This window comes from Xylanibacter brevis ATCC 19188 (genome assembly GCF_000621725.1).
GTDB lineage: Bacteria > Bacteroidota > Bacteroidia > Bacteroidales > Bacteroidaceae > Prevotella > Prevotella brevis.
The window spans coordinates 92,331-115,197 of sequence record NZ_JHXM01000012.1 but is presented as its reverse complement, the minus strand read 5'-3'; the positions used below and the strand labels follow the sequence as shown (position 1 = coordinate 115,197).

Genomic DNA, 22,867 nt, shown 5'->3' with positions numbered 1-22,867 from the left:
TCTAGAGTCTAGATCGCACCATTCTAGAGTCTAGAATCCACCTTTCTAGAGTCTAGAGTTGGATGAAGAGCTAAACTATTGCATGTGAAGAGCATAATTCTTGCTCCATAATAGTGGCGCTATTGGGGGCTAAAACAGGGCGAATGAGCATCCTAGTCAAGCTAAATTTCTGATGATTTATTTGGCTGTTTCAGTAAAAAATAGTACTTTTGCATCCGCTAACGCGACAAAATGCGCCTGTGGCGGAATTGGTAGACGCGCTAGACTTAGGATCTAGTGTCTCGCGACGTGCAGGTTCGAGTCCTGTCAGGCGCACCAAAGAGGAAATCAACGTGCTTGTGTTCAAGCCTTTGGTTTCCTCTTTTCTATTCTCCCCTTGTATCCCCCGTGATAAAACAAAAACCGAAGAAAACCAAAATTAATATCAAATTGTTTTGTATTGTTCTTGTTTCTTTGTACCTTTGTCGCAAGTATTTCCCGACGGTTGTAGACAACCCATGCCTTGGCATGATTCCCTGAGAGCAGGGTGGGGTGCGATTTTTGAGGGTAAATAATAACAGCATTAGCAGTTATTATTTACCCTCAAAAATCCTACTGGCGGCTTACGCTAAAGCCCTTTTGGAATTGCCTTGCGGCAGACTACGTTCCAGTAGTTGAATGCAAAGATAGTATAAAAATTACAATCTTCCTTCTATTTACAGGAAAAAATTGCTTTGTAGGAAAAATGACAAGGACAAGGAATCTACATAAAAGTTGTTCCAGTTCCAGTTGTTCCAATTAAAATTTGAGAGACGAACCCCCTTATTATATATTCATAACTAATTAATATATAGATAGTTATATATAGAAACAGGGGTAATGGAACTGCCAAAAATAAAACTGGAACAACTGGAACTGGAACGCACGAACACTTTATCCTCGTCTAAAAGTCAGAATATCAACAACTTACACTTTACCAACACCCCACTCCATTGATTACTATTCCCTCTAAAAGGCACAAATCGTTTCTGTTTTTCAGCAAAAAAGGCATGAAAAACGATTCGAAAATTGCTTTTTCGATGAAAAGACGTGCGGTTGCTGCAAAAATGGCTATCGAGAAAAAAGGCGTAACCATCTACGATTTGCGCCTACACGAGAGGAAAAAGCCTCCGCGTGTAGGCGCAAATGCTATTACGTATAGAAAAAATGCTTCCCGAACTTAACGGATGATGTACCTTTAAGACTTTCCTAGAAGAGTTTTGATTGCATGAATAAAATCTTCCACTTTGGGAGTATACTCATCTATCATTTCCTTATCGCAATAGACAAAATCATCATAGTCTCCACTATGACGGATTTCGAATAATCGACTAAAAGTCTTGCCATATTCATTTGAAAGCAAGCCTTTAGATACAAAATGTAATCCTAATAAAGTCTTAGCTCCAGCATGAGATTGTGTGTTCAAGCCATTTGCAACAAGAAGTGCAGAAACTGCATAATAGCATGCATAATACAACCGATTAGCAGCAGCATTAAAATGTGCTTCCTTAGCAAGAATCTCAACCTCATTGAGTGTCTCGTCAGCTCTATCAAGCCTGTATTGTATAAGTGCCTCTCGGCTTTGTTCATCTAAAGTCTCTTTCATAACTTTATCCCTTCATTCATAACGTTCACATAGAAAGGGGTTTTAAAGGGGCGATTCTCCCATTGTTTACGGAGCATTATCATGGGACTGATAAGAATGCCTGTATTGAGTTCTAAATCGTATAATGCGCCTGACAACGCCTCCTCTCTACGAAAATTTCTCTTATCACCATCGAGCAGTATCAGCACATCAATATCGCTATCGGCACGCGCATCACCTCGTGCTTCTGAACCATAAAGAATTGCCTTTGCCGTAGGTTCTGTTCTTTCTATGGTCTGTTTAATCTGCTGAACAATCTCTGGTCTTCTCATAATTTATTCTTTTTGCAAAGATAAAAAGAAAATCTGAACTTCCAAAATTATTCATTGGATTTTTACTTTTGCCATGAACTGAGTATTTTTGAGCCCAATTTTGATCAATTTCCACGCGGTAGCGTGCCGTTATTCTTCCCACATTGCCGTCCAGAACCTGGCAGATGACGAAGCAAGCGTTTGAGGGCTGAAAAGAATTTTGGCCAAAATTTAATTAATTCTGGCCGGAATTTAGAAAATAATGGCCAGAATTCGAAATCAAATTATAGCTATAATTCAATAAATAATAGCTATAATCGCACGAATTATAGCTATTATTTATTCTTGGAGTGTTTGTTTACTGTTCACAAAGTGCCACTTTACGCATCGAATAGTGGCACTTTACGCATCGAATAGTAGCACTTTAGAAGTGGTGACGATAATTTTTGGTCTTATTTGCTTGTTTTTTCAAATTATAATTCGTATCTTTGTCGCAAATCTATAACATTATGGAAGTCAAGACAATACTACTAACCATGTCACTCATGTTGTCGGCGTCAACCGTGAGTGCCCAAAATTCCCTTGCCGTTCATCAGCAGGATGGACAGGTAACCGTGTTTTCCTTTACAGAGAAGCCCGTTGTAACCTATAGCGACAACGAGCTGGTGCTGACCACTCGCAAGACGGCTGTTCAGTATCCTCTCTATAAGTTGAAGAAGCTGACGTTTGACACAGCATGGGATGATCCTTCGCGCATTGAAGAGCAAATAGTCAATGCGAAGTTCCGTTTTCAGGGCAATGCCATTGTTGTTACGGGTTGCAAGCCTGGTGCGCAGCTTATGGTATTCGACCTGAAAGGCAAGAAAACATGTCAGTTGCGTACCGACGATAAGGGTTGCGCCACGATTTCTCTTAACGGACTTCGTAAGCAAGTCTATGTGATGAAAACCGACCATTGTTCATTTAAATTCCGCAAGCCATGAAGAAGATCCTTTTCATATTGTTCGCCGCATTCCTTGTCACGAATGCAGTATTTGCCGAGGACATCTCCGAAGATCAAGCTATTCAGATAGCCTCCCAGTTTGTTGTCAATAGTCAGCCTAGTATGGCTAAGGTTAAGGGCTATCGTGCTCCGAAGCATACTTTGATGCCGAAGATGGCTCATGCCCTACAGTCGAAGGTGGCTGCCAACAAAGACAATGTGTATGTCGTAAATCTTGGCAACGACCAAGGTTTTGTGATTGTGTCGGGCGAGAGCGGCACGGACTGTGAGGTGCTGGGCTATTGTGACCACGGCTCGTTCTCCTACGACAGCTGTCCCGTTCAGTTGAAAGACCTGCTTAGCTTTTATTCCGATGCTATTGACAAGCTGCGAAAGAATCCTGCACTTGCATCGCCATCTTCTCAAAAGGCAAAAGCCGACATGGGTACCGTGATGGTTGGTCCGTTACTGACAACAACGTGGGATCAGGCGGCTCCCTTTAATATGTTTTGTCCTGAGGGATGTCCTGCGGGGTGCGGTCCTGTGGCCATCGCTCAGCTGATGAACTATTGGGAGTGGCCAAAGGAGTCGATGGGAAAAATCCGTGTAAATGATAAAGATGTGGATTTCTCGGGTCATGTCTACGACTGGGACAAAATGGTTGACCGCTACGACATGTATTACTCAAAGGACGAAGAGGGCTACCAAGAAGAGGTTGTGACCTATAACTACGAGCAGGCTGTTGCTGTGGCTCAATTGATGGCCGACATTGGTAAGGCATTCGGCACGGATTATACTCCTGAGGCAAGCAGAACCCCGTTTATTTATGAGCCGCTGGTCACGAACTTTGGGTATAACCTTGATGACGAATATGGCATTGAGCTGCATCGTGATTCTCTGGCATCAGGATTGCTGGATGTCATGAGGGCAGAACTCGACAAGCAGCGTCCCATGCTCTATTGTGGCGGCGGAATGGTAGGAGAACCTCATGCTTTGGTTTGCGATGGCTATACATCGACCAACTACTTCCATTTCAACTATGGTTGGGGAGGCGATGGTGATGGCTTTTACAAAAATGCCATCTGCAGTTTTTTTGCCGATGTGTATCTCTATACAGGCATTCGTCCATACGACCCAGCCGTCAAGGTGATTGGCGATTACAAGTATGAACTGGTCAAGGAGACAGGTCTCGCCACTATTATAGATTGTATGAAGACGGGTGGTGACGGCGTTACGCTCAACATTCCCTCTACTGTAACCGACACAGACGAAACAGTCTATAAGGTCACACGCATTCGCCGAATGGCATTCTATGGGAAAGGACAATTTGAGAAGGTGATAATGGGAGACAACATCGAGTCTGTAGATCCATTCTCCTTTGCCAATACCAGAATCAACGAAGTGGTGCTGAGTGACAAGTTGGAGCAAGTACCCGACAACGCTTTCCAACTGACTGGCGTCAAGAAGCTCACCATCGGCAAGAATGTACGTCGCATAGGAAAGAAAGCCTTCTATATGTGTCCACTCACAGAGGTTGTTAGCCGTAGCCCTGCATTTGAAGTTGGCGACGCAGCCTTTGCCATCTCGAAGCCCGATTGTGGTGAGTGGCTGGGGTGCATCACCTCGCTGGGTGATTCAGCCTTCTTTAGTGCTACGTTCGTGGACAAAGAGCCGGTATTCTCACACTTGGTGAGCGTCGGCGAAAGAGCCTTTGCCGGTGCCCGTTTCCCAAGGGACAACTTCAAGATTCCCGCTACGCTCAGACATATTGAACCTACGGCATTTAACAATGCCCTTACGGCCTATGGCGCGTTGGCAAGCCTTGAGGTTTCTGATGAGAATCCTTATTTCTCGGGTGGTGGCGCATTCCTATTCAACAAGAATAAGTCAAGCCTCATTCTGCTTATGCCCGTCTATTCTGATGTAGGTGGAAGTTTACTGGAATTACCAACGAACATGGTGAAGATGGAGCCCGGTAGCATAACCTCAAGACCAACATCTTTTGGAAGCTACTACTACGAGGTGACAATTCCCAATACCATATTGGAGCTAGACAATGCCTTTATCCATTGCGAGACGCTTGGCAGCCTGACTTGCCTTCACGAAGTGCCGCCCGTGATCAACGACACAACATTTAACGAGAAAATATTCGAAAACTCTCCTAACATCACGCTGCATGTGCCTTATGGTACCGAAGAACTCTACCAGAATGCTCCTGGATGGTGCCACTTCCCCAATATCGTTGGTGACCAGGACTTCGCTCCACTACCCGACCAGGAACGCGAATACAGCATGGTGGTGACCATAAGAGATGAGAATGGACTGCAACGCATCAACATTCCCGTGAGCGAGATAACAGGCATGGAGATTGCCGATGACGGGCTGCACGTCATTATCCATCGTAATGGCAAGGAAGACCTGACAACAACCGTGACCGCCGTTGACAGCATCTCATGGATGCCGGGCTTTGTGTATGAGAACGCCGAGGTGTTTGCCCTGAACGACTCTACGTTCACCGTGGATGCCCAGAAATGCTCCGTGCGCTTCAGCTCCACCTGTATTGATGACGATGTACAGTTGTGTGTGCGCAATATGCTTCTGAAACCTCAAGTAGTGGAGGGTGTCACTCGTGGCTTTGCTGTAGATTTGAGCCTGTCGAATGGTGAACATCAGCTGAGTGGCGTTGCCGACATCACCATCCCCGTGTCGCTAAGTGCTGACGAAATTCCACATGCAGCTTACTACAACACAAAAACTGGAGAATGGGAACCCGTATGTTTCTCTTACGATGAAGCGACGGGCACCATCACCATTAAAACGAATCATCTTTCCACCTTTAGCATATTCTATACCTTAGATGATGGGTCGATGAAAGCCACTCTCAATTTCTATGAACTTTCTCCACATATATACACTTTCGACGAGGCCATGCAGAAACTGCTGAAGATAGTTTCTTCGGATGATCCTGACGACAAGATGATTCAGGAGTTCAAGAGCGACTTCCAGTTCTGGCAGAGCGTTGGATTGGATGGAGTCTGGAACGTAGTACGTGGCGTGGGAGAAGCATTATATGACTTCCGCCCTGAAAAGCTCGACAAGCTCTCTGAGAGAATGGGTTATTTAGGAACAGCACTAAGCATCCTCGACGTGGCAGCAGCCGATATCAAGGGCGACAACGTTGGGGTGGCATCTAACACGCTGAGCACTATCATGAACTATGCTGTCGGAAAAGCGTCCGCCTATATCGGCACGCCTGTCATGACGGTATCGATGGCTGGTGTTGCCTTTATTGGTATTGCGCTGAATAAGTTTGGTACAACCATCCAAAACGCCACACGCGAATATTTCCGTGAGGCATACCATTATTATTATAGCAAGGCTGGTTATGACGACTTGAATGGCTTTTCCAAGTATTATGATGGTAATGCTGATTTGAATACGGGCAATCAAAAATATCCGCACAGATATTTCCGCACGCCTAAAGACTGGTATGACTACTTATACCCTGTGTTTGCTGAGGGAAAGATGAATAAGAATCAGCTGGATGCATATGTCGAACAGTCGGTAAGGATGTATTGCAATCGATTCTGGGATGACAACGAATCCGTCAGACAATCTGCTTATGGCGAGGCAAAGATGCGTGGTCTTTATTCTACACACGATATTGATAGCGAACCCTGGATAAAAGAACAAATCAGCAACGAATATTTTGCCGAACTGATGAATGGCGAGCTGGGGATAGTCATTGAAGCTATCAGAGACGCTATTAGGGTGGAATCGGAGAACCGTTACCACAAAGCGCTGAAAGACGTGGCCGACATGATGAATACCGAGCTGAGCCTGCGTTTTACAGACTCCTCGTGGAAAGAAGGCGAGAAATCGAAGTTCGCAGGTTGGAAAGTTCGCTTCACCGAATTGCCCAGTTCTGTCAGCGATGCTAAGAGCTGGGAGATGACTATTAAGGACAACGGAACGCTAGGATATGGCTATTTCACCGAATATGCCCTTGTGAAGAACAAGATGAAGACACAAGTAACGCTCTACAACCGTGACGGCGTGGAACAGAAGACGTTCAACTTCCAGATTCCTGAAGGCACAGGCAAACAGCACATTTATTTCGACCTCGCCACAGGTGGCATGGAGATAGAAGTGCCTCGCCTGATGAATCTCTCACTTGTTTACGATCCAGCCCAAATAACATTCCCAGCTACCTTTGCTGGTACAAAGTCGAAATTCAGCGGCGGAGAGAAGGAATATTATGAGGGCGGTATTGATGAAGGTAGCTTCTTGCTTAATGATGTCCTACACAAGAACTCACGCTTCCAGACGGAGATAGAACGATTCTTCAAACGGCATGATTTCATTACTGTTGACAAATCTGGTCACATCAAGATTGGTGATGATATCGTCGGCATGATGGAGGGCAACACAGGCACAGGCAAGTTCACCATCAATACCACCTACAAGTTCACGGAAAACAAACTTGAGGACTTCATGAATGCTTTCAACAGCAAGGATCTTGGAAATACGATGTATCTCTTTAACAACAACGATGTTCTCTCTGGCACGCTGACACACAAGATAGACTGCGACTTCACGCTGACGCCTGCCGAGGAAGAAGGCACCTATGTTGTCAGCTATACGGGTGCCGGCACCTACGATATTACCGCCCTCGTGGTGGACCGTGTGGAGAATGTCGACTGGGACCATTTCGCTATTCAGGGTACTCAGGGCACCTTCGAACAGCACGTCACTATTGACGACATTAAAACAACCGAGATAAATCGTCAGGGAACAGTAACGCTGAAATACACAACACGATTGGAGTAAATCCCCCGTAATCAGATGTGTCATGTACTAGGTAATCAGGTACATGACACATTTTGTATTGCAGTTATTTAGTCGTTTTCCAAATGAATTGCCAATTTTACGAGATAATCTTGAACTTGGCAAACTTAAGGAGGAGCTGCTTGGTGCCGAGATTGCGGAACTGAACGGTGGCCTTCTCGTTCTCACCACTTCCCTCTACCTTGACGACGGTACCTATGCCGAAGCGCTGATGCTCGATGACGTTGCCTTCGCGAAGGGCGGCAGACGAAGAGGCAGGGACTGGGGCTGAGGACATAGCCGGGACTTGCGCACGCACGGGTTTGAAGCGTCCCCCACTCTCCCTGACGAGCCGTTTCTTGAAGCTGTCGGAGAAGGGATCCACGGCAGGCTCCGGTCTGCGGGGTGCCACCTGGCGGGGCATGGGGTCGGCCTTGAACTGCGACGCCACGGGACGGGGATTCTGGGTCCACGGCAAACGACTGGTGCCGTAGTCGCGCTCGGGCACTTCCTTGGCGGAATCGACATAGAGCAACGAGGGGTCGATATCGCGAATGAAACGTGAGGGGGTGTCGTACTCCACACGTCCGAAACGGAAACGGTTCTGTGCGCAGGTGAGGATGCAATGCTTCTCGGCACGGGTGATGGCAACATAGAGCAAGCGACGCTCTTCTTCGAGGGCACGCATGGAGTCGGTACACATGGGTGAAGGGAAGATATTCTCTTCGAGACCTACCACAAAGACCGTGTGTGTCATGTACCAGGTTCCTGACACAACTCTGTGCCATATCCTTAAAATCTTAAAGTATTGTAATTATTGGGGCAAAGGTACAAAGTATGTCAGGTACCTTATACCTGACATACTATGAATAATCAATCACTTGTCATCGTAATGCCCATAAGCAGAAAGAACATCTACGTAAACTTCGGTCTCGAAGATGCGATACACCAAACGATGTTTCTTGGTGATTTGTCGGCTCCAACGATTCTCTGGCTTACAGCGTATTTCATCAGAGCGAATTTAGCCAAGCATTCATGTCGTCTTTATTTGTAAAGGTGATACCTTTACCCTCAGCGATTTCTTTCTCTGCCTCATCTACTCGAGCAAAGAAATCCTCCTTCGTCATGAGCGTAGAATCTGCCTGTTTCTCAGCGACAAGTTTGCGCAGATATTTGGCTGCACGCTTCAGCAGATTTTCGTCCTCTGCTATGATGCTCATATTTCGGAGCAGTTCGGCGTTCATCTGTATTGATGTCATATCATAATATTTTTCTCGATGCAAAAATAGAAATAAAATCTGAAAATCCAAAATAATATATGGAAAAACAGAATTTGTCATGTACCTAGTTCCGTGACACAAGTGTTATATGGTCTGATGACACGGTGAGTGACATCTGAAGCCTGACGGAAGAAGAGATCGACTTCATCATCCGCTCGGTCTGCCGCTTCGCTCGTCGAAGAACTACGTAATTGGTGACAGGTAGTTGAATGAAACTGATTGCGGGTTTCGTTCAACTACCTGTCTTCATGTTCTTTGTTAAATTGCACTAAAGTAGTGCAGAAATCATATCAAAATTGCACTATTGTAGTGCAATTTTGATATAGGAGGGACGATGGACAAATCTTCAATCGTTATTCCATTTTTACATTAATACATCAACCCGAAGGCCCAAAGGGGGATAATGTTGCCTGAGCCGAATTCAATATCGTCTTTCACAATATAGCCTTCTTTGGCAGTGGTTATTTGTTTCTTACCCTTATTCTTTCCGCCTACCTCAAGTGTCTTTCCATCTATCTCAAAGTCGCTGATGCGTGAACTGATGACATCTGAAACGATACGCATCTGGTTGTAGAAGAATGTTTCGCGGATGTTGCCAATATCAGTGGTCGGTCCTCCTAATAGGTATGCGATGTTAGGGTTGTCTAGATATACTTTCTCGACTTTTCCAATTCCTCTGATGCCACCAGTGTCATCACGCAGCTGGCCAATCATACCAGCCTGTTCCATATAAAGGAAATAGTCTGGTAATATATTTCGGCTCACACCAACTACTGTCGATAATGAATCCATGACTGGTTTGAAAGGCACACTTTGGGCAATAACAGATAAAAGTTTCTTCAGCTTTCTACCTGTAGAGGCAGTCATGTTGGCAAATTGCGGTATGTCAACCTCCATCGTTTGGTTGATAACTTGACGAAGTTTCAACTCAAAGTCAGAATCACTGGAGAAGGGATAATAACCCCTCTTCAGATAGTCGCGGAACAATGGCAGCGGATGATTGACATCGGCTACAACTGCCTTCAACGCCAAGACGTCTTCTAATGTATAAATAGAAGCGTCTATGTTGTGAAACAGTTTAAGATACTCTCTGAACGATAGGCCTTGCATCATAAAGATTGGTGCTCTGCGGCTTAAGTCAGAAAAGCCTTTATATATATCGAGTACCGATGAACCTGTGAAGCCGATCTTTACATCTGGATGTGAATCGTATATCTGTTTTAACTCGCGCGACCAGTTTTCATACTTATGTATCTCGTCTATAAATATTTGCTCGCCACCTTCTTTAATAAACTCATCCACAGTGTCAACGAGATTGTGTGATGAAAAATATAAGTGGTCTGCACTTATATACAGTATGTTTCTTGAATCCCTGTGCTCCTTGATATACTGCAGGATCATTGTGGATTTACCTATACCACGTGGTCCAACAAGTCCAAACATCCTCGAATCCCAGCTAATTTGGTCAAACATATAGCGGTGAAAGGTTGAAGTGGTTTGCTTCAACTGGCCTTCCATAAATTCAATGAGCGTGATGTCCATAAGCGTTATTTCTTTATTATTTGACTGCAAATATAGTATAATTGCACTAAAGTAGTGCAGAAATTATATAAAAATTGCACTATTGTAGTGCAATTTTAACAAATAAAGGTGCTCTTATATGCATATTTACTCGCTACGAATAATAATTATTCTGAAATTGTAAAACTATAGCTGATCCCTATTTTTTTAGATAAAATGTAAACAGTTTATGTTATTTTTACTATCTTTGCGTCATAATATATAAAGAACGGCAATATGAGTAAGTATCAGATTCCATTTCTAACTGCATGTATACAGGCTTTCGGACAGCGTTTTTCTATGACACGACAAGCTGCTTTCCGCTATCTGCATGAGCATAAGGGATTAGCATTCCTTATTGAATTCTATGATGTAGAACACCTGCAGTCAATGGATGAGACAATTGATGACGTACTTATCATCTGCCAAAAGAACGGAGGGATACTGGCATGATACTTTATCACGGGACCGTGCATTAGGCTATCTTAATAAAATTAAAGTAGAAAACGTATGACAGAACCTACTCATCATCAAACGGCAACCTATTTAATCAATTATGTTCTTAGTGAATTGGTTAAGTATGTTATAGAGGATACTGGATGCTCTGTAGAAGAGGCAATGGAGCGTGTTTACAATTCTAATCTGATGCCCGTTATCCAGGATGAAGAAGGTGAACTCTATGTGAATGGCCCGGCATATATCTACGAACTGATGTGCGATAAAAGCAAATAAAGCTCAATTGCACGTTTCTATATAGTAAAGCCCCGCACTGTGATAGACTCCAGTGCGGGGCTTTTGGTGTTATAACACGCGTTCTGTTTTGTTAGCGCTCTTCCAGTCTTGTATCGAAGAAGACGGTCAGCGTGGGCGTGTAGGTGTTGGCCAGGCTGATGACCAGCTGCCCCTTGTCGCCCTTCCAGACGGCCTCTTTGCGATCCTCGCCCTTGCTCTTGTAGTCGGGCATGCCGTAGAGCTCAGCATATTGGTCGCGCTTCTGCTGCCACAGCTGGCGGGTGCTGTCGTTGGTGGTGGCACTGAAGGTTTCCTGAATTACCAGGATGGTGTCGTTGTTGTTCTGGATAGACAGGTTGTAGGCCTTAGAGTCGGGCTTCACCAGGCTGATGACCACACCATCGGTGTTGGCTGTGTCGATGACCAGGCCGCGGGCTTTCAGGGAATCTACAAACTGAGAGGTGGGCATGTCGAGCGGCAGACCTTCGTAGGCCATATATTCTCGTTCGCCACAGGCACAGAGCATCAGCAGTGCTGCGCCAGCAAAAAGTAGTTTTTTCATTTCGTGGGTTACTTATTTGTGTTTTAGAATAATTAGTCGTCGAGAGAGTAGGTGATGGTGGTCACCACGCGCAGCTTCTTGATGTAAGGCGTGTTCTGGTCGCGGTCTTCTATCTCAAACTGTCCCTGGCCGGCGGTCTGGATGTGGCCAAGCTCTGCATCGCTGGCCTCGGCAAACTGCTCGGCCGTCTTCTGGGCGTTCTTGATAGCCTCGGCCATCATCTCGGGTTTCATCTGCTGGAACGAAGCATACTCGTAGTTGGGGTAGCTGCTGTCTATGGCCACGCCCTGCTTCAGCAGTTCACCCTGCTTGTAGATGGTCTGGTTCACCTCTTTCACCTTGTTGGTAGCCACGGTGACGGTGGTGTTGATGATATAGCGGAAGTTCTTCTGGTTGTCGCCCCATTCGCGAGCTTCCAGGTCGGTCACAGTAGGTGCGTTGACAGTAATCTCTTGCTCGCCGATGCCGTTGGCCTTGAGGAAAGCCTTGATCTTGTCTGTCTGCACATTGATGCGCTCATAGAGGGCAGGCAGGTCGTTGCCCGTCTCCTTGGTCGAGATGCTCCACGTTACCTTGTCGGCATTCACCTCGCGTTCGGCCAGTCCTTTCACGGTGACCTTGCGGTCTTTATTGGCAAAAGTGTTAATGCCAGACTTGATGCACAATCCCAGCACGATGATACCTACAGCCAGGATAAGAGATTCTTTAATTCTGTTCATAGTTAGTTGTATTAAAAAATTGCTTGCAAATTAACGAAACAATTCGCAAACTTGCAAGCAATTTCTATTAAAAGTGTTTAAATGTGCGACTTTTCGGCTCCTGACACATTATTTATGCATAAACTTATAGGTCTGTCCGTTGGCACGGCGCAGGACGTTCAGGCCAGCTACGGGGCTATTGACCTTCATGCCCAGGCTGTTGTAGATGGTGTCTTGTGCAGAGACAGCTGCATGGGGCGCAGTGATGCCGGCAGGCGATGAGTTGGTGTTGATCATCTTCTCGTTGGCAGCCTTGATGCGGTCCTCGACAACCTTAATCACCGCACGGTCGTAAGTCATCAGTCCGTTGACCTCGGTCTCTACGTCGGTGGTCTGTGTATAGACAGCAGCTGCAAAGCAGGTCTTGTTGTCCTCGTACGTGATGCCTTGACCCAGACGGGTGACGATGTCGGCATAGTGCTCGTAGCGGCTGGTCACACCCTCGACGCTTCCGTTGTCGTTATAGGTGGTGGCAAACTTCTCGTACCAGCGGTGACCCTCCACGTTGAGGCCCAGACCGCCATACTCGCCCAGCACCAGTGGCTTCTCGGGATCGCAGAAGTTGATGTAGGGATCCACGTAGCAGTGGAGGTCAACCATGTCGCCGGCACCCTTGTGGTGGTTACCACCCGAGGCGGGGTTGATGACACGGGTGGGATCCAGCTCGCGGGTGTAGTCACAGATGGCCTTGGTCTTGAACTGACCCCAGCTCTCGTTGAAGGGGGTCCACACCACGATAGAGGGACTGTTGTAGCACTGGTCGATGATGCTCTTCCACTCGTTCTTATAGGTGCTCTCTACAGCGGTAGATACAGTGCCGTCGCCCTCGTACCACTCGCGGTCAATCCAGCGCTCGTTGCTGCCGAAGGTAGAGGGCATGTCCTGCCATACCATCAGACCGAGGCGGTCGCAGTGGTAGTACCAGCGGGCTGGCTCTACCTTCATGTGCTTACGAATCATGTTGAAGCCCCACTCCTTGGTCTTCTTGATGTCGTAAACCAGGGCTTCGTCGGTGGGAGCGGTGAAGATGCCGTCGGGCCAGTAGCCTTGATCCAGGGGACCGAGGTGGAACAGGGGCTCGTTGTTGAGCATCAGGCGCCAGTAGCCGTTCTCGTCCTTACCATAAGAGATCTTGCGCAGGGCTGCATAGCTCTTCACGCGGTCCACCTCCTGACCGTTGCTCAGGTAGATGACCTCCAGGTCGTAGAGGTTGGGGTGGTAGGGTGTCCACAGCTTGCACGACTGTGCGTCCAACTGGCAGCTCACCTTCTGAGATGCATTTGCTGTCTGCTCGCTGATGACGGTGTCGCCCTTCTTCAGCAGCACTTTCACCTGGTCGCTCTCGGTGGGTCTGTCCAGGGTGATGCTCAGGTCGAAGCGGCTGTTGTCCACATCGGGCGTGATGCGTATGTTATAGATGTTCTTCGAGTTGACGGGCTCCAGCCACACGGTCTGCCAGATACCTGAGCAGGGGGTGTACCAGATGGTGGTAGATTCGCTGTTGATGCGCTGCTTGCCCACGGGCTGGTTGCTGATGTCGGTGGGGTCGAGCACTTTCACCACGAGGGTGTTGGCACCTTCTTTCAGATAATTGGTGATGTCGTACGAGAAGTTGGTGAAACCACCCTTGTGTGTGCCGATGCGCCTACCGTTCAGATAGACGGTGGCGTTGTAATCCACAGCGCCGAAGTTCAGACGGATGTTCTTGCCATTCCATCCGGCAGGGATGGTGAACTCGCGCTTGTACCAGAGGGCCTCGTCGGCATCTAGCTGGCGCTTCACGCCCGAAAGACTTGACTCAATGGGGTAGGGCACCAGAATCTTGCCGTCGAAGTCGGCGGGCTGAGAGGCGTTGGTCTTGGTGATGGCGTAATCCCACAGACCATTCAGGTTCTGCCAGTCCTTGCGCTCAAACTGTGGACGAGGATACTCGGGCAGGGGATTGGCGGCATTCACATCCTTGGTGAAGACAGACTGCAGACCGCCTTTAACGGGCTTCCATTCGCCTTGTGCAGCTGGCTTGGGGGCAATCTTGTCCATGAGCACCTTCATCCAGTGACCACCAATCACTGAGCGAGCGCGGAAACCGCGGGCAGAACCGTTGCCGTTGGTCCAGTACCAGTCGCTGAGGGGCCAGCGGGTTGGTGTCTCGTTGGCATACTTATAGACACGGTCGGCAAATTGCAGGAAGGTCTCTGTATCGGGAGCCATGGGCGCTGCCCACATCACCCAGTCGCTCTTGGTGTAAGCCTCGCGACTGTCAAGTGGCAGACCGTAGGTGTTCTGCTTGGTCAGGTAGTACTTGATTTCGCGGCGCATCACGTCGGGCGAGAACATGTTCAGGCCCCACAGCTTGTCCCATACCAGGTTATACTTGATGCTCCAGGTGTTGCCACGGTCGAAGGCCAACTTATAGTGGTCGCCATCGCGGGCGTCAACTTCCCAGATCTGTGCCATCTGGCGTGCTTTCTCGGCGTAGGGCTTCCAGTCGCTCTCCTTATAACCGGCAAGGCGAGCAATCTCTGCATAGGCTGCCACGCCGAAGATGGCCTTCAGCGACAGGTTGGCATTGTGAGCCCAGTGGCCGGCAAAGTCGTCGGTGCACAACTGGTTAGAGGGGTCCTGTCCGTTGTCGCGCAGGTAGTTGGCCCACTTGCGCAGCATGATGATGTCGGCACGGCTGAGCCAGCTGGTGTTGCCATCGATGCGGCAGATGGCTGCCACGAGGGTCAGGATGTTACCGCTCTCCTCAATAGGCATGTTGCCTGCGAAGCCACCACCAGCGTCGGGGTGCGTGATAGAGTAAACCTGTCCGTTGGCATGAGGATAGGTGCCCAGATCGTGGGCAGCAAAGTTGCTGAAGCCCCAGCGGTTGCTGCGGCAGTAGTCCAGAATAGAACGAATCATGGCTTTCTGCAGGTCTGTGTTGTAGCACAGGAACAGAGGAGCCTCGGGGTAGGTGAGGTCAACAGTGTTGACACAACCATTAGAGTTGTTTTCTTTTGAGAAATAAAGCAGCTGACCCTTGTTGTCCTGGAACAGTTTGTGAGCTGCCAGCACGTGGCGATAAGAACCAGACAGCAGTTCGGCATATTTCACGTTGCCGGCAGCCAGACCGTCGTCGTAGATGGTCTTGTCTTGAGCCTTACAACGGTCCATGATGCTACGATAGTTCTGATTCATCTCCTCGAAAGCCTGGAAGATGGTCTTGCCATCGCGGGCCCAGTAGCCGGGATAGTCCACATCCATGTAGCGCATGTCCTTGATTTCGTCGTAGCCAATCATCATATAGCTGCTGGCAGTCTTGACACTGCCCAGGTCTTTCATGTAGGCCAGTGCAGGCATAGAAGCGGGGTCTGTGCTGTTCTGAGTGCCGCTGTAGGGCAACAGCTTACCGTTCTGAATGAAGTTGTTCTCCATGTTCAGACCGTCGGCCACGCTGACCTGACCATTGATGGCGGGGATATACAGATAGCCCCAGTCGATGGTGATGAGGTCGCCAACGCGTCCCAATATCTTCTGGGCCACAGAGCCAGACTTGATATACTGGATGCCATTCTCGGTGACAATGCTTGAGGTGGTCTCCTGACTGCTCTCGTTCACGGTGAGTTGTGGCGAGGTGGCAAAGTAGAACTGAACATCGTGGGTGTTGCCATCGGTGGCGCGCACCTGATAGCTCAGGTAGTTCACGGGTACGGAAATCAGGTCGAGGTCGTCCATCACCATAGGTGCGGTGAAGACCAGGTCGAGCTCAACAGGGCCGCAGGTGAAGGTGTAGTAGGTACTGGTGGCCAGCACGTTGCAACGCTTCTGGGTAGCCTTGATGGTGGCCTCGTTGGTTTTCTTCACGTTCTCGAACAGACCGAAGTCGATATAGGCACCGCCCTTGGTGTTATGACAGTGGGCGGCAATGATGTTGTCGCCCTCGTGCAGCAGGGCTTGCTCGGTGGCGGTCAACTTGTGAAGCTCGCCTTGAATCCAGGTCTCGCCGGTCTGTATAACGCGCGTACCATTTATATATAATTCAAAGATGTCGTCGTGAGAGAACTGAACCCAGAGCTCTTTCTGCAGATCGTCTGCCGTGAGCGACACCGTGCGACGCACGTAGATGTCGGAGTTCTCGCTGGTCCAGTTGTTGCGCACATGAGGATATTCTCCTGGTGTGCCCCATGCAGACTCCTGAGTCTTCCAGCTGGCGTCGTCGAAAGAGGCTGCGGTCCATGCCGTACCACTTTGCGTCTCGTAAGATACTTTACCTGTCCAGCCCTTGTCGGCTTTGGTCATCGGCGCAATGGCCGACAGCACATATTCGCGCTGCTTACCCATGAAGCGATAGGCCTTGCCGTCCACACGCAGAATACCATCCATGGCCTTCTCGGCATCGCTCCAGTGACGGGTGGTGCCATCGTTCAGGCGGTCGAAGGGTGACCAGAACGAGAAGTAGGGGTCGTTGGTGAAGAGAGGAACAGAGGGCAGACGCAACGCTGTTTCCTGATACGGCACAAAGTCGTCGGCAGTCTGTGACTGAGCCGATGCGGCCGTCAGCAGCAAGCAGGTTGCTGTCAATACGTTTCTTAGTTTAATCATATCCTGAAGGTTTTTAATTGTTAGTAATGAATATGCTGTGTGATTGTTTTGATAAGTAATTGCACACCTTTTCAGATGTAATGTCCGTTGGTCAACGTATCAGTGCTGTTGCCAAAGGCTTTGCCATCCAGTGAGAATCAGCATCGCACGCTTCAAGTTCTGCACAGCCATTTCAGACTGTGCTAAACTTGATGCGTTGATGCCTAACGTAAGTAGGAGTAATGCAATTATCTTATTCACTTTGTGTTGTTCTTAGAGAACGAATAGGGGGCAGCTTCCTCGTTGACGCCGCGCTGGCGGTTGGGCGTGGTCTGCATGGTGTATTCGATGCGTCCGCCCTGCAGCAGGTCTTTGTGCTCCAGGTAGTTCTTGTCGTATGCCTGTCCGTTGAAGGTCATACCACCGATGTAGCGCGCCTCGCTGCTGTTGTTGCGAGCCTGAATCTCCAGGGTCTTGTTGCCTGGCAGGTGCAGGGTCATCTTGTCGAAGTAGGGAGTTCCCAGTGCATACTGGTTGGAACCAGGACATACGGGGTAGAAGCCCATGGCAGAGAACACATACCAAGCTGAAGTCTGACCGTTGTCCTCGTCGCCGCAGTAGCCATCGGGGTCTGCTGTGTAGAGGCGGTCCATGGCCTCGCGAATCCAGTATTGGGTCTTCCAGGGCTGTGATGCCCAGTCGTAGAGATAGATCATGTGCTGAATGGGCTGGTTGCCATGTGCATAGTTACCCATGTTCATGATCTGCATCTCGCGAATCTCGTGGATCACGCCGCCATAGTAGCTGTCGTCGAACAATGGTGGAACGCTGAACACAGAGTCGAGCATCTGGATGAAGTCGTTCTTGCCACCCATCAGGTTGATGAGTCCCTGAGGATCGTGGAATACCGACCAGGTGTAGTGCCAGGCATTACCCTCGGTGAAAGCATCACCCCATTTCAGGGGGTTGAAAGGTGATTGGAAGGTGCCATCGGCATTGCGACCACGCATCAGCTTAGACTCCTTGTCGAACACTTTCTGATAGTTCATGGCATGCTCGCGGAAGGGCTTCAGCTCCTTCTTCGACTTGCCAAGTGACAGACCTAACTGGTAGATGCACCAGTCGTCGTAGGCATACTCCAGGGTGCGGGCCACGCTTTCGCGGATACCTGTGTTATAGGGCACGTAGCCCAGCTTGTTATACTGCTCAAATCCCAGACGACCCGTAGAAGATACCTGTGGGTGAACGGCATTGGCACCATGTACTACTGCCTTCCAAAGGGTCTCGATGTCGTAGCCACGCAGACCTTTCAGGTAGGCATCGGCCACGATAGAGGCAGAGTTATTGCCCACCATACAACCACGATGGCCAGGACTTGCCCACTCGGGCAGGAAGCCACTCTCAAGATAGGTGTTGACCAGACCTGCCTGCATCTGCTGGTTCATCTCGGGATAAAGAAGGTTCAGCAGGGGGAACAGCGAACGGAAGGTGTCCCAGAAACCAGTGTCGGTGAACATATAGCCGGGTTTAACCTCGCCATTGTAGGGGCTGTAGTGCACAATCTCGCCGTTGGCATCCTTCTCAAAGAACATGCGGGGGAAGAGGACGGCACGATACAGACAGCTATAGAACGTGCGCAGGTGGTCGATGTTGTTGTCTTTCACCTCAACACGGCCCAGCACTTCGTTCCAGCGGTTCTTGCCCTGCTGGCAAACGGTCTCAAGCGACTTGCCCTTCACCTCGCCCAGGTTTCTCAGTGCCTGCTCTTCGCTGATGAACGATGAGGCTACACGCAGTGTCACCTGGTCGCCACGCTTGGTCTCGAAACCAACGATGGCACCGGCATGCTGGGTCTCTACCTCGGTCTTGTCGGTCATCTTGCCATTGTCAACGGTCTTCACAAAGGTGAAAGGACGGTCGCACTCAATGACGAAATAGTTCTTGAAGTTGGCAGGCACACCGCCACTGTTCTTGGTGGTGTAACCCATAATCTTGTTGCCCGATACCTTCACGAAAGAACCATTGTCGAAGGCATCGACAACGATGCGTGCTTCGCTGGTCTCGGGATAGGTGAAACGCATCACCACGGCACGTTCCGTGGGTGCCATCTCGGCCGTCACGTCGTGGTCGGCCAGATATACTTTATAATAGTATGGACGAGCCACCTCAGCCTTGTGCGAGAACCACGATGCACGCTCGTTCTCGTTGAACACGGTGCGGGTGGTTGGCATAATAGCAAACTGACCATAGTCGTTGATCCATGGTGAGGGCTGGTGGGTCTGCTTCAGTCCACGAATTTTTTCTGCATCATAGGTGTAAGCCCATCCATCGCCCATCTTTCCTGTCTGGGGCATCCAGAAGTTCATGCCCCAGGGCATGGCGATGGCAGGGTAGGTGTTTCCGGTTGATAGTGAAACCTTTGACTGTGTACCAACGAGGGTACTTACATAATCAACAGGCTCTGCTGCTTGTGCCGACCAGGTGGTCAGGCACAGCAGCAGAACGCAGAAAGAGTGTTTTGAAAAAATGTTTACCATTGTATTGCTTGATCTTCGTCAGGAATTTGAGTATTGATGGTGCGCTGTAAGGTGAGCGTACCACTGACGGTATAAGAGAACTTAGAACCGCTAAGTGATGTGTAGTCATCAAACGAGTAATCGATGTTGTTGATGATGACATTGCGATAGCGCAGATAAGGATAGGTCTGGTCTTCGCTCTCCACCATGCGGTATGAAGCTTCCTTGTTGACCACAAGGTTCATCTCGGGATTGTCTGACCACATCTTAATGGTGCCCGATTTGCCACCGTTGAACTGTGCGTAGATCTTATACTTGCCACGCTGTGGGTTGCTCTCGTCAAAACGACCGGCATAGAAGAACACGGTGTTGTCGTTAACGACGTAGGTGCGCAGCCAGGTCAGACCTGTTGAGTTCTGGTCGCCCTTTACGGCAATCGTCAAGCTGGTAGCACTGTAGTCGCCAGAGTAGTCGTTGAAGGGGAAGATGCGGAGCATAGCCTTCTTGTAGTTCTTACGAGGATTAGGTGTGTAACCATCGCCCTCGGCTACGGTGATAGGGAAGATCCACTTGTCAACCAGGTCAACATTGTTGAAGTCAATCTTGATGTTCAGCAGACCTACGTCCTGACCCTTGGGGATGGTCAGTGTGCTGGGAAATTCACAGTAGGGGTTCATGTCCTTGTAGTACAACTCCTCGCGGGTAGCGAAACGAGCCCAGTTCAGTGCACTCAGCGTGTCGGGATCGTGCTGGAAGTTGACCACACGGGTGGCACTGTTGTGAGTAGAACCACTGACAATCACGGGCAGCTCGTAGTTAGAGATACCTGAGCCGTACTTTGCCTTACCATCGCTGTTCTTTCTGGTGAAAGGAACATAGACGGCTGTGATGCCTTGGTCGTTGAGCGGAGCACGGAAGCTGATGTACTGTTCGTACTGCTCGTCTTCCCACTCATCGTTACATGAGGTGGTCACCGTCAGCATAGAAGCTGCGACCATGCCATATATTAAAGACTTAAATATTGTTTTCATAATTCTATAGTTTTCTGTTCTTAGTCATAATACTGCCATCCAGGATTCTGAGTGAGCTTGTAGTTGCGCTTCAGCTCAGCCTTGCGAATGGGCCAGAAATACATTTTCTCTGAGAAAGTGGTAGGCAGACTGGTGATGGGCACAATCTTCTGGAAGTCGTCCTTCTGAGCAGCAGTCATCATGATGTTGCAACCGTAGATGATCTTTGACTCCTCAACCTGTGCATCCATCCAGCGACGCAGGTCGTAGTAGCGCTTACCTTCACCCATCAGCTCAATCATACGCTCGCGCTTGATCTTGTCGCGGAGCACATCGCGATCAGCATATTCAGCAGCGGTATAGTCGGGCACACCGGCACGGATACGTACGGGCTGAATGCCACGCTTGATTTCTGCCACGTCACGAGAAATGGTGTACTGCTTAGAGCCATCCCATGAATCGATGGTGTAGCTCTGGGTCAGTTCGTTCAGACACTCAGCATACATCAGCAGGATGTCGGCGTAGCGAATGGCTGTCTCATACTTTCTCTGGATATGATTGTAGTCGCCATTGGTTGAGCGATAGTCGTGTGGGTTCACCCATTTCTTGATACCGATACCGGTACGCAGGTAACGAGTAGAGTTGGTGTAACCATTGTCGCCACCACGATAGTAGAACACGGCATTGTAGGTACCGCTGGTGGTGTGGCTGGGGTTGGTGTCCCACCACTTAGAACCGTTGAAGGCTACAGATGCATAGAAACGAGGCTCGCGGTTAGCATACTGAAGTGATACGTTGGGAGCCAAAGGAGGATAGTCGCGGTAGTTTCTGGCTGTGGTCCAACCCTGTACGCGCTCAGAACCGTTGCCACCGTTCATCTCGCTATCCTTACCGGGCACATCGCTACCATCGTTCATGTAGTAGGCGTCCACCATCTTCTGGGTCATGCCGTGGGCATTCCAACCGTTCAGAGAAGAAGGCAACTGGTGAGCAACCAGCGAAGTGATAGAGTTGTTGATATCATCACACATGTTGTAACCACGAGTGAAGATCAGCTCAGGGTTGTCGGCCATACCAACCTCACCGTCGAAGATCTGACGATAGCTCAGGTAGGGGTCGATGTCGGCCCAACCTTCTGGCCAGTTCTTGGTAGAGAAGTTGCCGTCAGCAGGTGGATCGATCGTAGCGTCGCGGTCGAAGGTAGCCACCGTGTTGTAAGGAGCGTGATACAGCTCGTAGCCTGCTTCGCACTCCATCAGGTCGCGACAAGCGGCAGCAGCGCGTGCCCATTTAGACTCATCGTACTCCAGGCTGAGCAGATGCTTACCGTCGAAGTTGGTCAGCAACTTGGCAATGTCGTCCTTGACAGAAGGATCGTGCTTGCCGTTGCTCAACTGACCGTTGGCCAGGGGGCTGGCTGCATAGACGTATGCCAAAGCACGTGCAGCGAGACAAGCGCCCTTGGTAGGACGAACGATGTTCAGGGGGTCACGCTTCCAGTACTGAATCTCCTTGGCAGCCTGTTCCATCTCCGTAGCAATATATACGGCGCACTCTTCATAGGTGCTGCGAGGAATAGAAACGGCCTCGTAGTTCTGAGTATAGTCGACACCATTATCGGGCATGATGGGCACAGGACCATATTTGCGGAGCAACAGCCAGTAGTAGTAGGCACGTGCGAAACGTGCCTGACCCTTGCGGTCGATGCGCTCCTCTTCGGTCATCTGTGGGTTCTTGTCGATGTTGTGGATGAATACTGATGCCTGGAAAATACCTTTATAGGCTTTCTCCCATGCCCAATAACCAGTGTCTTCATCATATTCGCCCAGCTTGAAGGCGTTATAGGTGTGGCGGTACTCACCATCGTCTCCATACTGTGGGTCACGGTCGCCGTAGTACATGTCGTCAGCAAAACAATGATAGTGACCATTGCCTTTACCGATGACGTCGGCAAGCTCGTTTGTCATGAATGAATAGGCGTAAGCCAGCCATTCTTCCGACTGCTGTCTGCTGGTGAAGACCGTCTCCAGTGTCTTACGGTCCTCAAAATACTTATCCGAATCCAGCTCGTCGGCACAACTTGTCAGTAGCACACTTGCGCTAGCTAATGACATGATACATGTTGCAAATATCTTTTTCATCGTCTTTAATTCTTTCTAA

17 protein-coding genes, 1 tRNA gene and 1 pseudogene are annotated in these 22,867 nt (G+C 49.1%); 6 read left to right on the top strand and 13 right to left on the bottom strand.

The window, feature by feature from the left end:
- The first annotated feature begins 233 nt into the window (after positions 1–233).
- A tRNA-Leu gene (locus tag T433_RS0108200) sits at positions 234–318 on the top strand.
- A gap of 710 nt (positions 319–1,028) precedes the next feature.
- Positions 1,029–1,202, top strand: coding sequence for a hypothetical protein (locus T433_RS0108195; RefSeq protein WP_155808437.1), 174 nt, complete (start codon positions 1,029–1,031; stop codon positions 1,200–1,202).
- Positions 1,203–1,216: 14 nt separating this feature from the next.
- On the opposite strand, the gene T433_RS0108190 is transcribed toward T433_RS0108195, so the two are convergent.
- Positions 1,217–1,624: a HEPN domain-containing protein gene (locus T433_RS0108190; protein WP_027455472.1), complete on the bottom strand. Its 408-nt coding sequence runs from the start codon at positions 1,622–1,624 to the stop codon at positions 1,217–1,219.
- Complete coding sequence (locus T433_RS0108185; protein WP_027455471.1) at positions 1,621–1,935, bottom strand: nucleotidyltransferase domain-containing protein; 315 nt, start codon at positions 1,933–1,935, stop codon at positions 1,621–1,623. Before T433_RS0108185 ends, T433_RS0108190 begins: the two co-directional genes overlap by 4 nt.
- Before the next feature lie 488 nt (positions 1,936–2,423).
- Here T433_RS0108185 and T433_RS0108180 point away from each other — a divergent pair, with 488 nt between their 5' ends.
- Both T433_RS0108180 and T433_RS0108175 read left to right on the top strand, forming a co-directional pair.
- Positions 2,424–2,897: a hypothetical protein gene (locus T433_RS0108180; RefSeq protein WP_027455470.1), complete on the top strand. Its 474-nt coding sequence runs from the start codon at positions 2,424–2,426 to the stop codon at positions 2,895–2,897.
- Entirely contained in the window at positions 2,894–7,726 is a 4,833-nt protein-coding gene (locus T433_RS0108175) for a C10 family peptidase (RefSeq protein WP_027455469.1), read from the top strand. The genes T433_RS0108180 and T433_RS0108175 overlap by 4 nt, the downstream gene beginning before the upstream one ends.
- 97 nt (positions 7,727–7,823) lie before the next feature.
- On the opposite strand, the pseudogene T433_RS0108170 reads toward T433_RS0108175, so the two are convergent.
- From T433_RS0108170 to T433_RS0108160, 4 genes and pseudogenes are all read right to left on the bottom strand, one after another.
- Positions 7,824–8,471, bottom strand: a pseudogene (locus T433_RS0108170) (3'-5' exonuclease); the annotation flags it as partial.
- A 129-nt stretch (positions 8,472–8,600) separates the two neighbouring features.
- Positions 8,601–8,729 carry a type II toxin-antitoxin system RelE/ParE family toxin gene (locus T433_RS17075; protein WP_282706096.1) on the bottom strand — a complete coding sequence of 43 codons (129 nt, stop codon included), beginning with the start codon at positions 8,727–8,729 and terminating at the stop codon, positions 8,601–8,603.
- Between the two features lie 4 nt (positions 8,730–8,733).
- A complete protein-coding gene (locus tag T433_RS15000) occupies positions 8,734–8,982 on the bottom strand; it encodes a hypothetical protein (protein WP_044109493.1) in 249 nt (82 codons plus the stop codon).
- A gap of 390 nt (positions 8,983–9,372) precedes the next feature.
- Positions 9,373–10,545 carry an ATP-binding protein gene (locus T433_RS0108160; protein WP_027455467.1) on the bottom strand — a complete coding sequence of 391 codons (1,173 nt, stop codon included), beginning with the start codon at positions 10,543–10,545 and terminating at the stop codon, positions 9,373–9,375.
- Positions 10,546–10,800: 255 nt separating this feature from the next.
- Between T433_RS0108160 and T433_RS0108155 the strand changes: the two genes are divergently transcribed.
- Together T433_RS0108155 and T433_RS16505 are read left to right on the top strand one after the other, a co-directional pair.
- Positions 10,801–11,016, top strand: a complete 216-nt coding sequence (locus tag T433_RS0108155) for a DUF3791 domain-containing protein (RefSeq protein ID WP_027450210.1) — start codon at positions 10,801–10,803, stop codon at positions 11,014–11,016.
- 57 nt (positions 11,017–11,073) lie between these two features.
- The gene (locus tag T433_RS16505) at positions 11,074–11,295 is read left to right on the top strand and encodes a hypothetical protein (protein ID WP_155808436.1); all 222 of its coding nucleotides are present in this window, start codon (positions 11,074–11,076) and stop codon (positions 11,293–11,295) included.
- A gap of 91 nt (positions 11,296–11,386) precedes the next feature.
- On the opposite strand, the gene T433_RS0108145 is transcribed toward T433_RS16505, so the two are convergent.
- From T433_RS0108145 to T433_RS0108120, 7 genes are all read right to left on the bottom strand, one after another.
- A complete protein-coding gene (locus tag T433_RS0108145) occupies positions 11,387–11,857 on the bottom strand; it encodes a hypothetical protein (protein WP_027455466.1) in 471 nt (156 codons plus the stop codon).
- Positions 11,858–11,889: 32 nt separating this feature from the next.
- The gene (locus T433_RS0108140) at positions 11,890–12,576 is read right to left on the bottom strand and encodes an SIMPL domain-containing protein (protein ID WP_044109491.1); all 687 of its coding nucleotides are present in this window, start codon (positions 12,574–12,576) and stop codon (positions 11,890–11,892) included.
- 108 nt (positions 12,577–12,684) lie between these two features.
- A complete protein-coding gene (locus T433_RS16825; RefSeq protein ID WP_248616503.1) occupies positions 12,685–17,202 on the bottom strand; it encodes a glutaminase domain-containing protein in 4,518 nt (1,505 codons plus the stop codon).
- A 99-nt stretch (positions 17,203–17,301) separates the two neighbouring features.
- Positions 17,302–17,442, bottom strand: coding sequence for a hypothetical protein (locus tag T433_RS16500; protein ID WP_155808435.1), 141 nt, complete (start codon positions 17,440–17,442; stop codon positions 17,302–17,304).
- Complete coding sequence (locus T433_RS0108130) at positions 17,439–19,718, bottom strand: GH92 family glycosyl hydrolase (RefSeq protein ID WP_044109489.1); 2,280 nt, start codon at positions 19,716–19,718, stop codon at positions 17,439–17,441. Before T433_RS0108130 ends, T433_RS16500 begins: the two co-directional genes overlap by 4 nt.
- The gene (locus tag T433_RS0108125; RefSeq protein ID WP_027455463.1) at positions 19,712–20,728 is read right to left on the bottom strand and encodes a DUF4973 domain-containing protein; all 1,017 of its coding nucleotides are present in this window, start codon (positions 20,726–20,728) and stop codon (positions 19,712–19,714) included. The genes T433_RS0108130 and T433_RS0108125 overlap by 7 nt, the downstream gene beginning before the upstream one ends.
- A gap of 20 nt (positions 20,729–20,748) precedes the next feature.
- Positions 20,749–22,848 carry a RagB/SusD family nutrient uptake outer membrane protein gene (locus T433_RS0108120; RefSeq protein WP_044109488.1) on the bottom strand — a complete coding sequence of 700 codons (2,100 nt, stop codon included), beginning with the start codon at positions 22,846–22,848 and terminating at the stop codon, positions 20,749–20,751.
- Positions 22,849–22,867 lie beyond the last annotated feature (19 nt).

Bases quoted from the DNA above. Each gene is read 5' to 3' on its own strand.
- T433_RS0108195 (WP_155808437.1), top strand. From the start codon at position 1,029: ATGAAAAACGATTCGAAAATTGCTTTTTCGATGAAAAGACGTGCGGTT.
- T433_RS0108190 (WP_027455472.1), bottom strand. From the start codon at position 1,624: ATGAAAGAGACTTTAGATGAACAAAGCCGAGAGGCACTTATACAATAC.
- T433_RS0108185 (WP_027455471.1), bottom strand. From the start codon at position 1,935: ATGAGAAGACCAGAGATTGTTCAGCAGATTAAACAGACCATAGAAAGA.
- T433_RS0108180 (WP_027455470.1), top strand. From the start codon at position 2,424: ATGGAAGTCAAGACAATACTACTAACCATGTCACTCATGTTGTCGGCG.
- T433_RS0108175 (WP_027455469.1), top strand. From the start codon at position 2,894: ATGAAGAAGATCCTTTTCATATTGTTCGCCGCATTCCTTGTCACGAAT.
- T433_RS15000 (WP_044109493.1), bottom strand. From the start codon at position 8,982: ATGACATCAATACAGATGAACGCCGAACTGCTCCGAAATATGAGCATC.
- T433_RS0108160 (WP_027455467.1), bottom strand. From the start codon at position 10,545: ATGGACATCACGCTCATTGAATTTATGGAAGGCCAGTTGAAGCAAACC.
- T433_RS0108155 (WP_027450210.1), top strand. From the start codon at position 10,801: ATGAGTAAGTATCAGATTCCATTTCTAACTGCATGTATACAGGCTTTC.
- T433_RS16505 (WP_155808436.1), top strand. From the start codon at position 11,074: ATGACAGAACCTACTCATCATCAAACGGCAACCTATTTAATCAATTAT.
- T433_RS0108145 (WP_027455466.1), bottom strand. From the start codon at position 11,857: ATGAAAAAACTACTTTTTGCTGGCGCAGCACTGCTGATGCTCTGTGCC.
- T433_RS0108140 (WP_044109491.1), bottom strand. From the start codon at position 12,576: ATGAACAGAATTAAAGAATCTCTTATCCTGGCTGTAGGTATCATCGTG.
- T433_RS16825 (WP_248616503.1), bottom strand. From the start codon at position 17,202: ATGATTAAACTAAGAAACGTATTGACAGCAACCTGCTTGCTGCTGACG.
- T433_RS0108130 (WP_044109489.1), bottom strand. From the start codon at position 19,718: ATGGTAAACATTTTTTCAAAACACTCTTTCTGCGTTCTGCTGCTGTGC.
- T433_RS0108125 (WP_027455463.1), bottom strand. From the start codon at position 20,728: ATGAAAACAATATTTAAGTCTTTAATATATGGCATGGTCGCAGCTTCT.
- T433_RS0108120 (WP_044109488.1), bottom strand. From the start codon at position 22,848: ATGAAAAAGATATTTGCAACATGTATCATGTCATTAGCTAGCGCAAGT.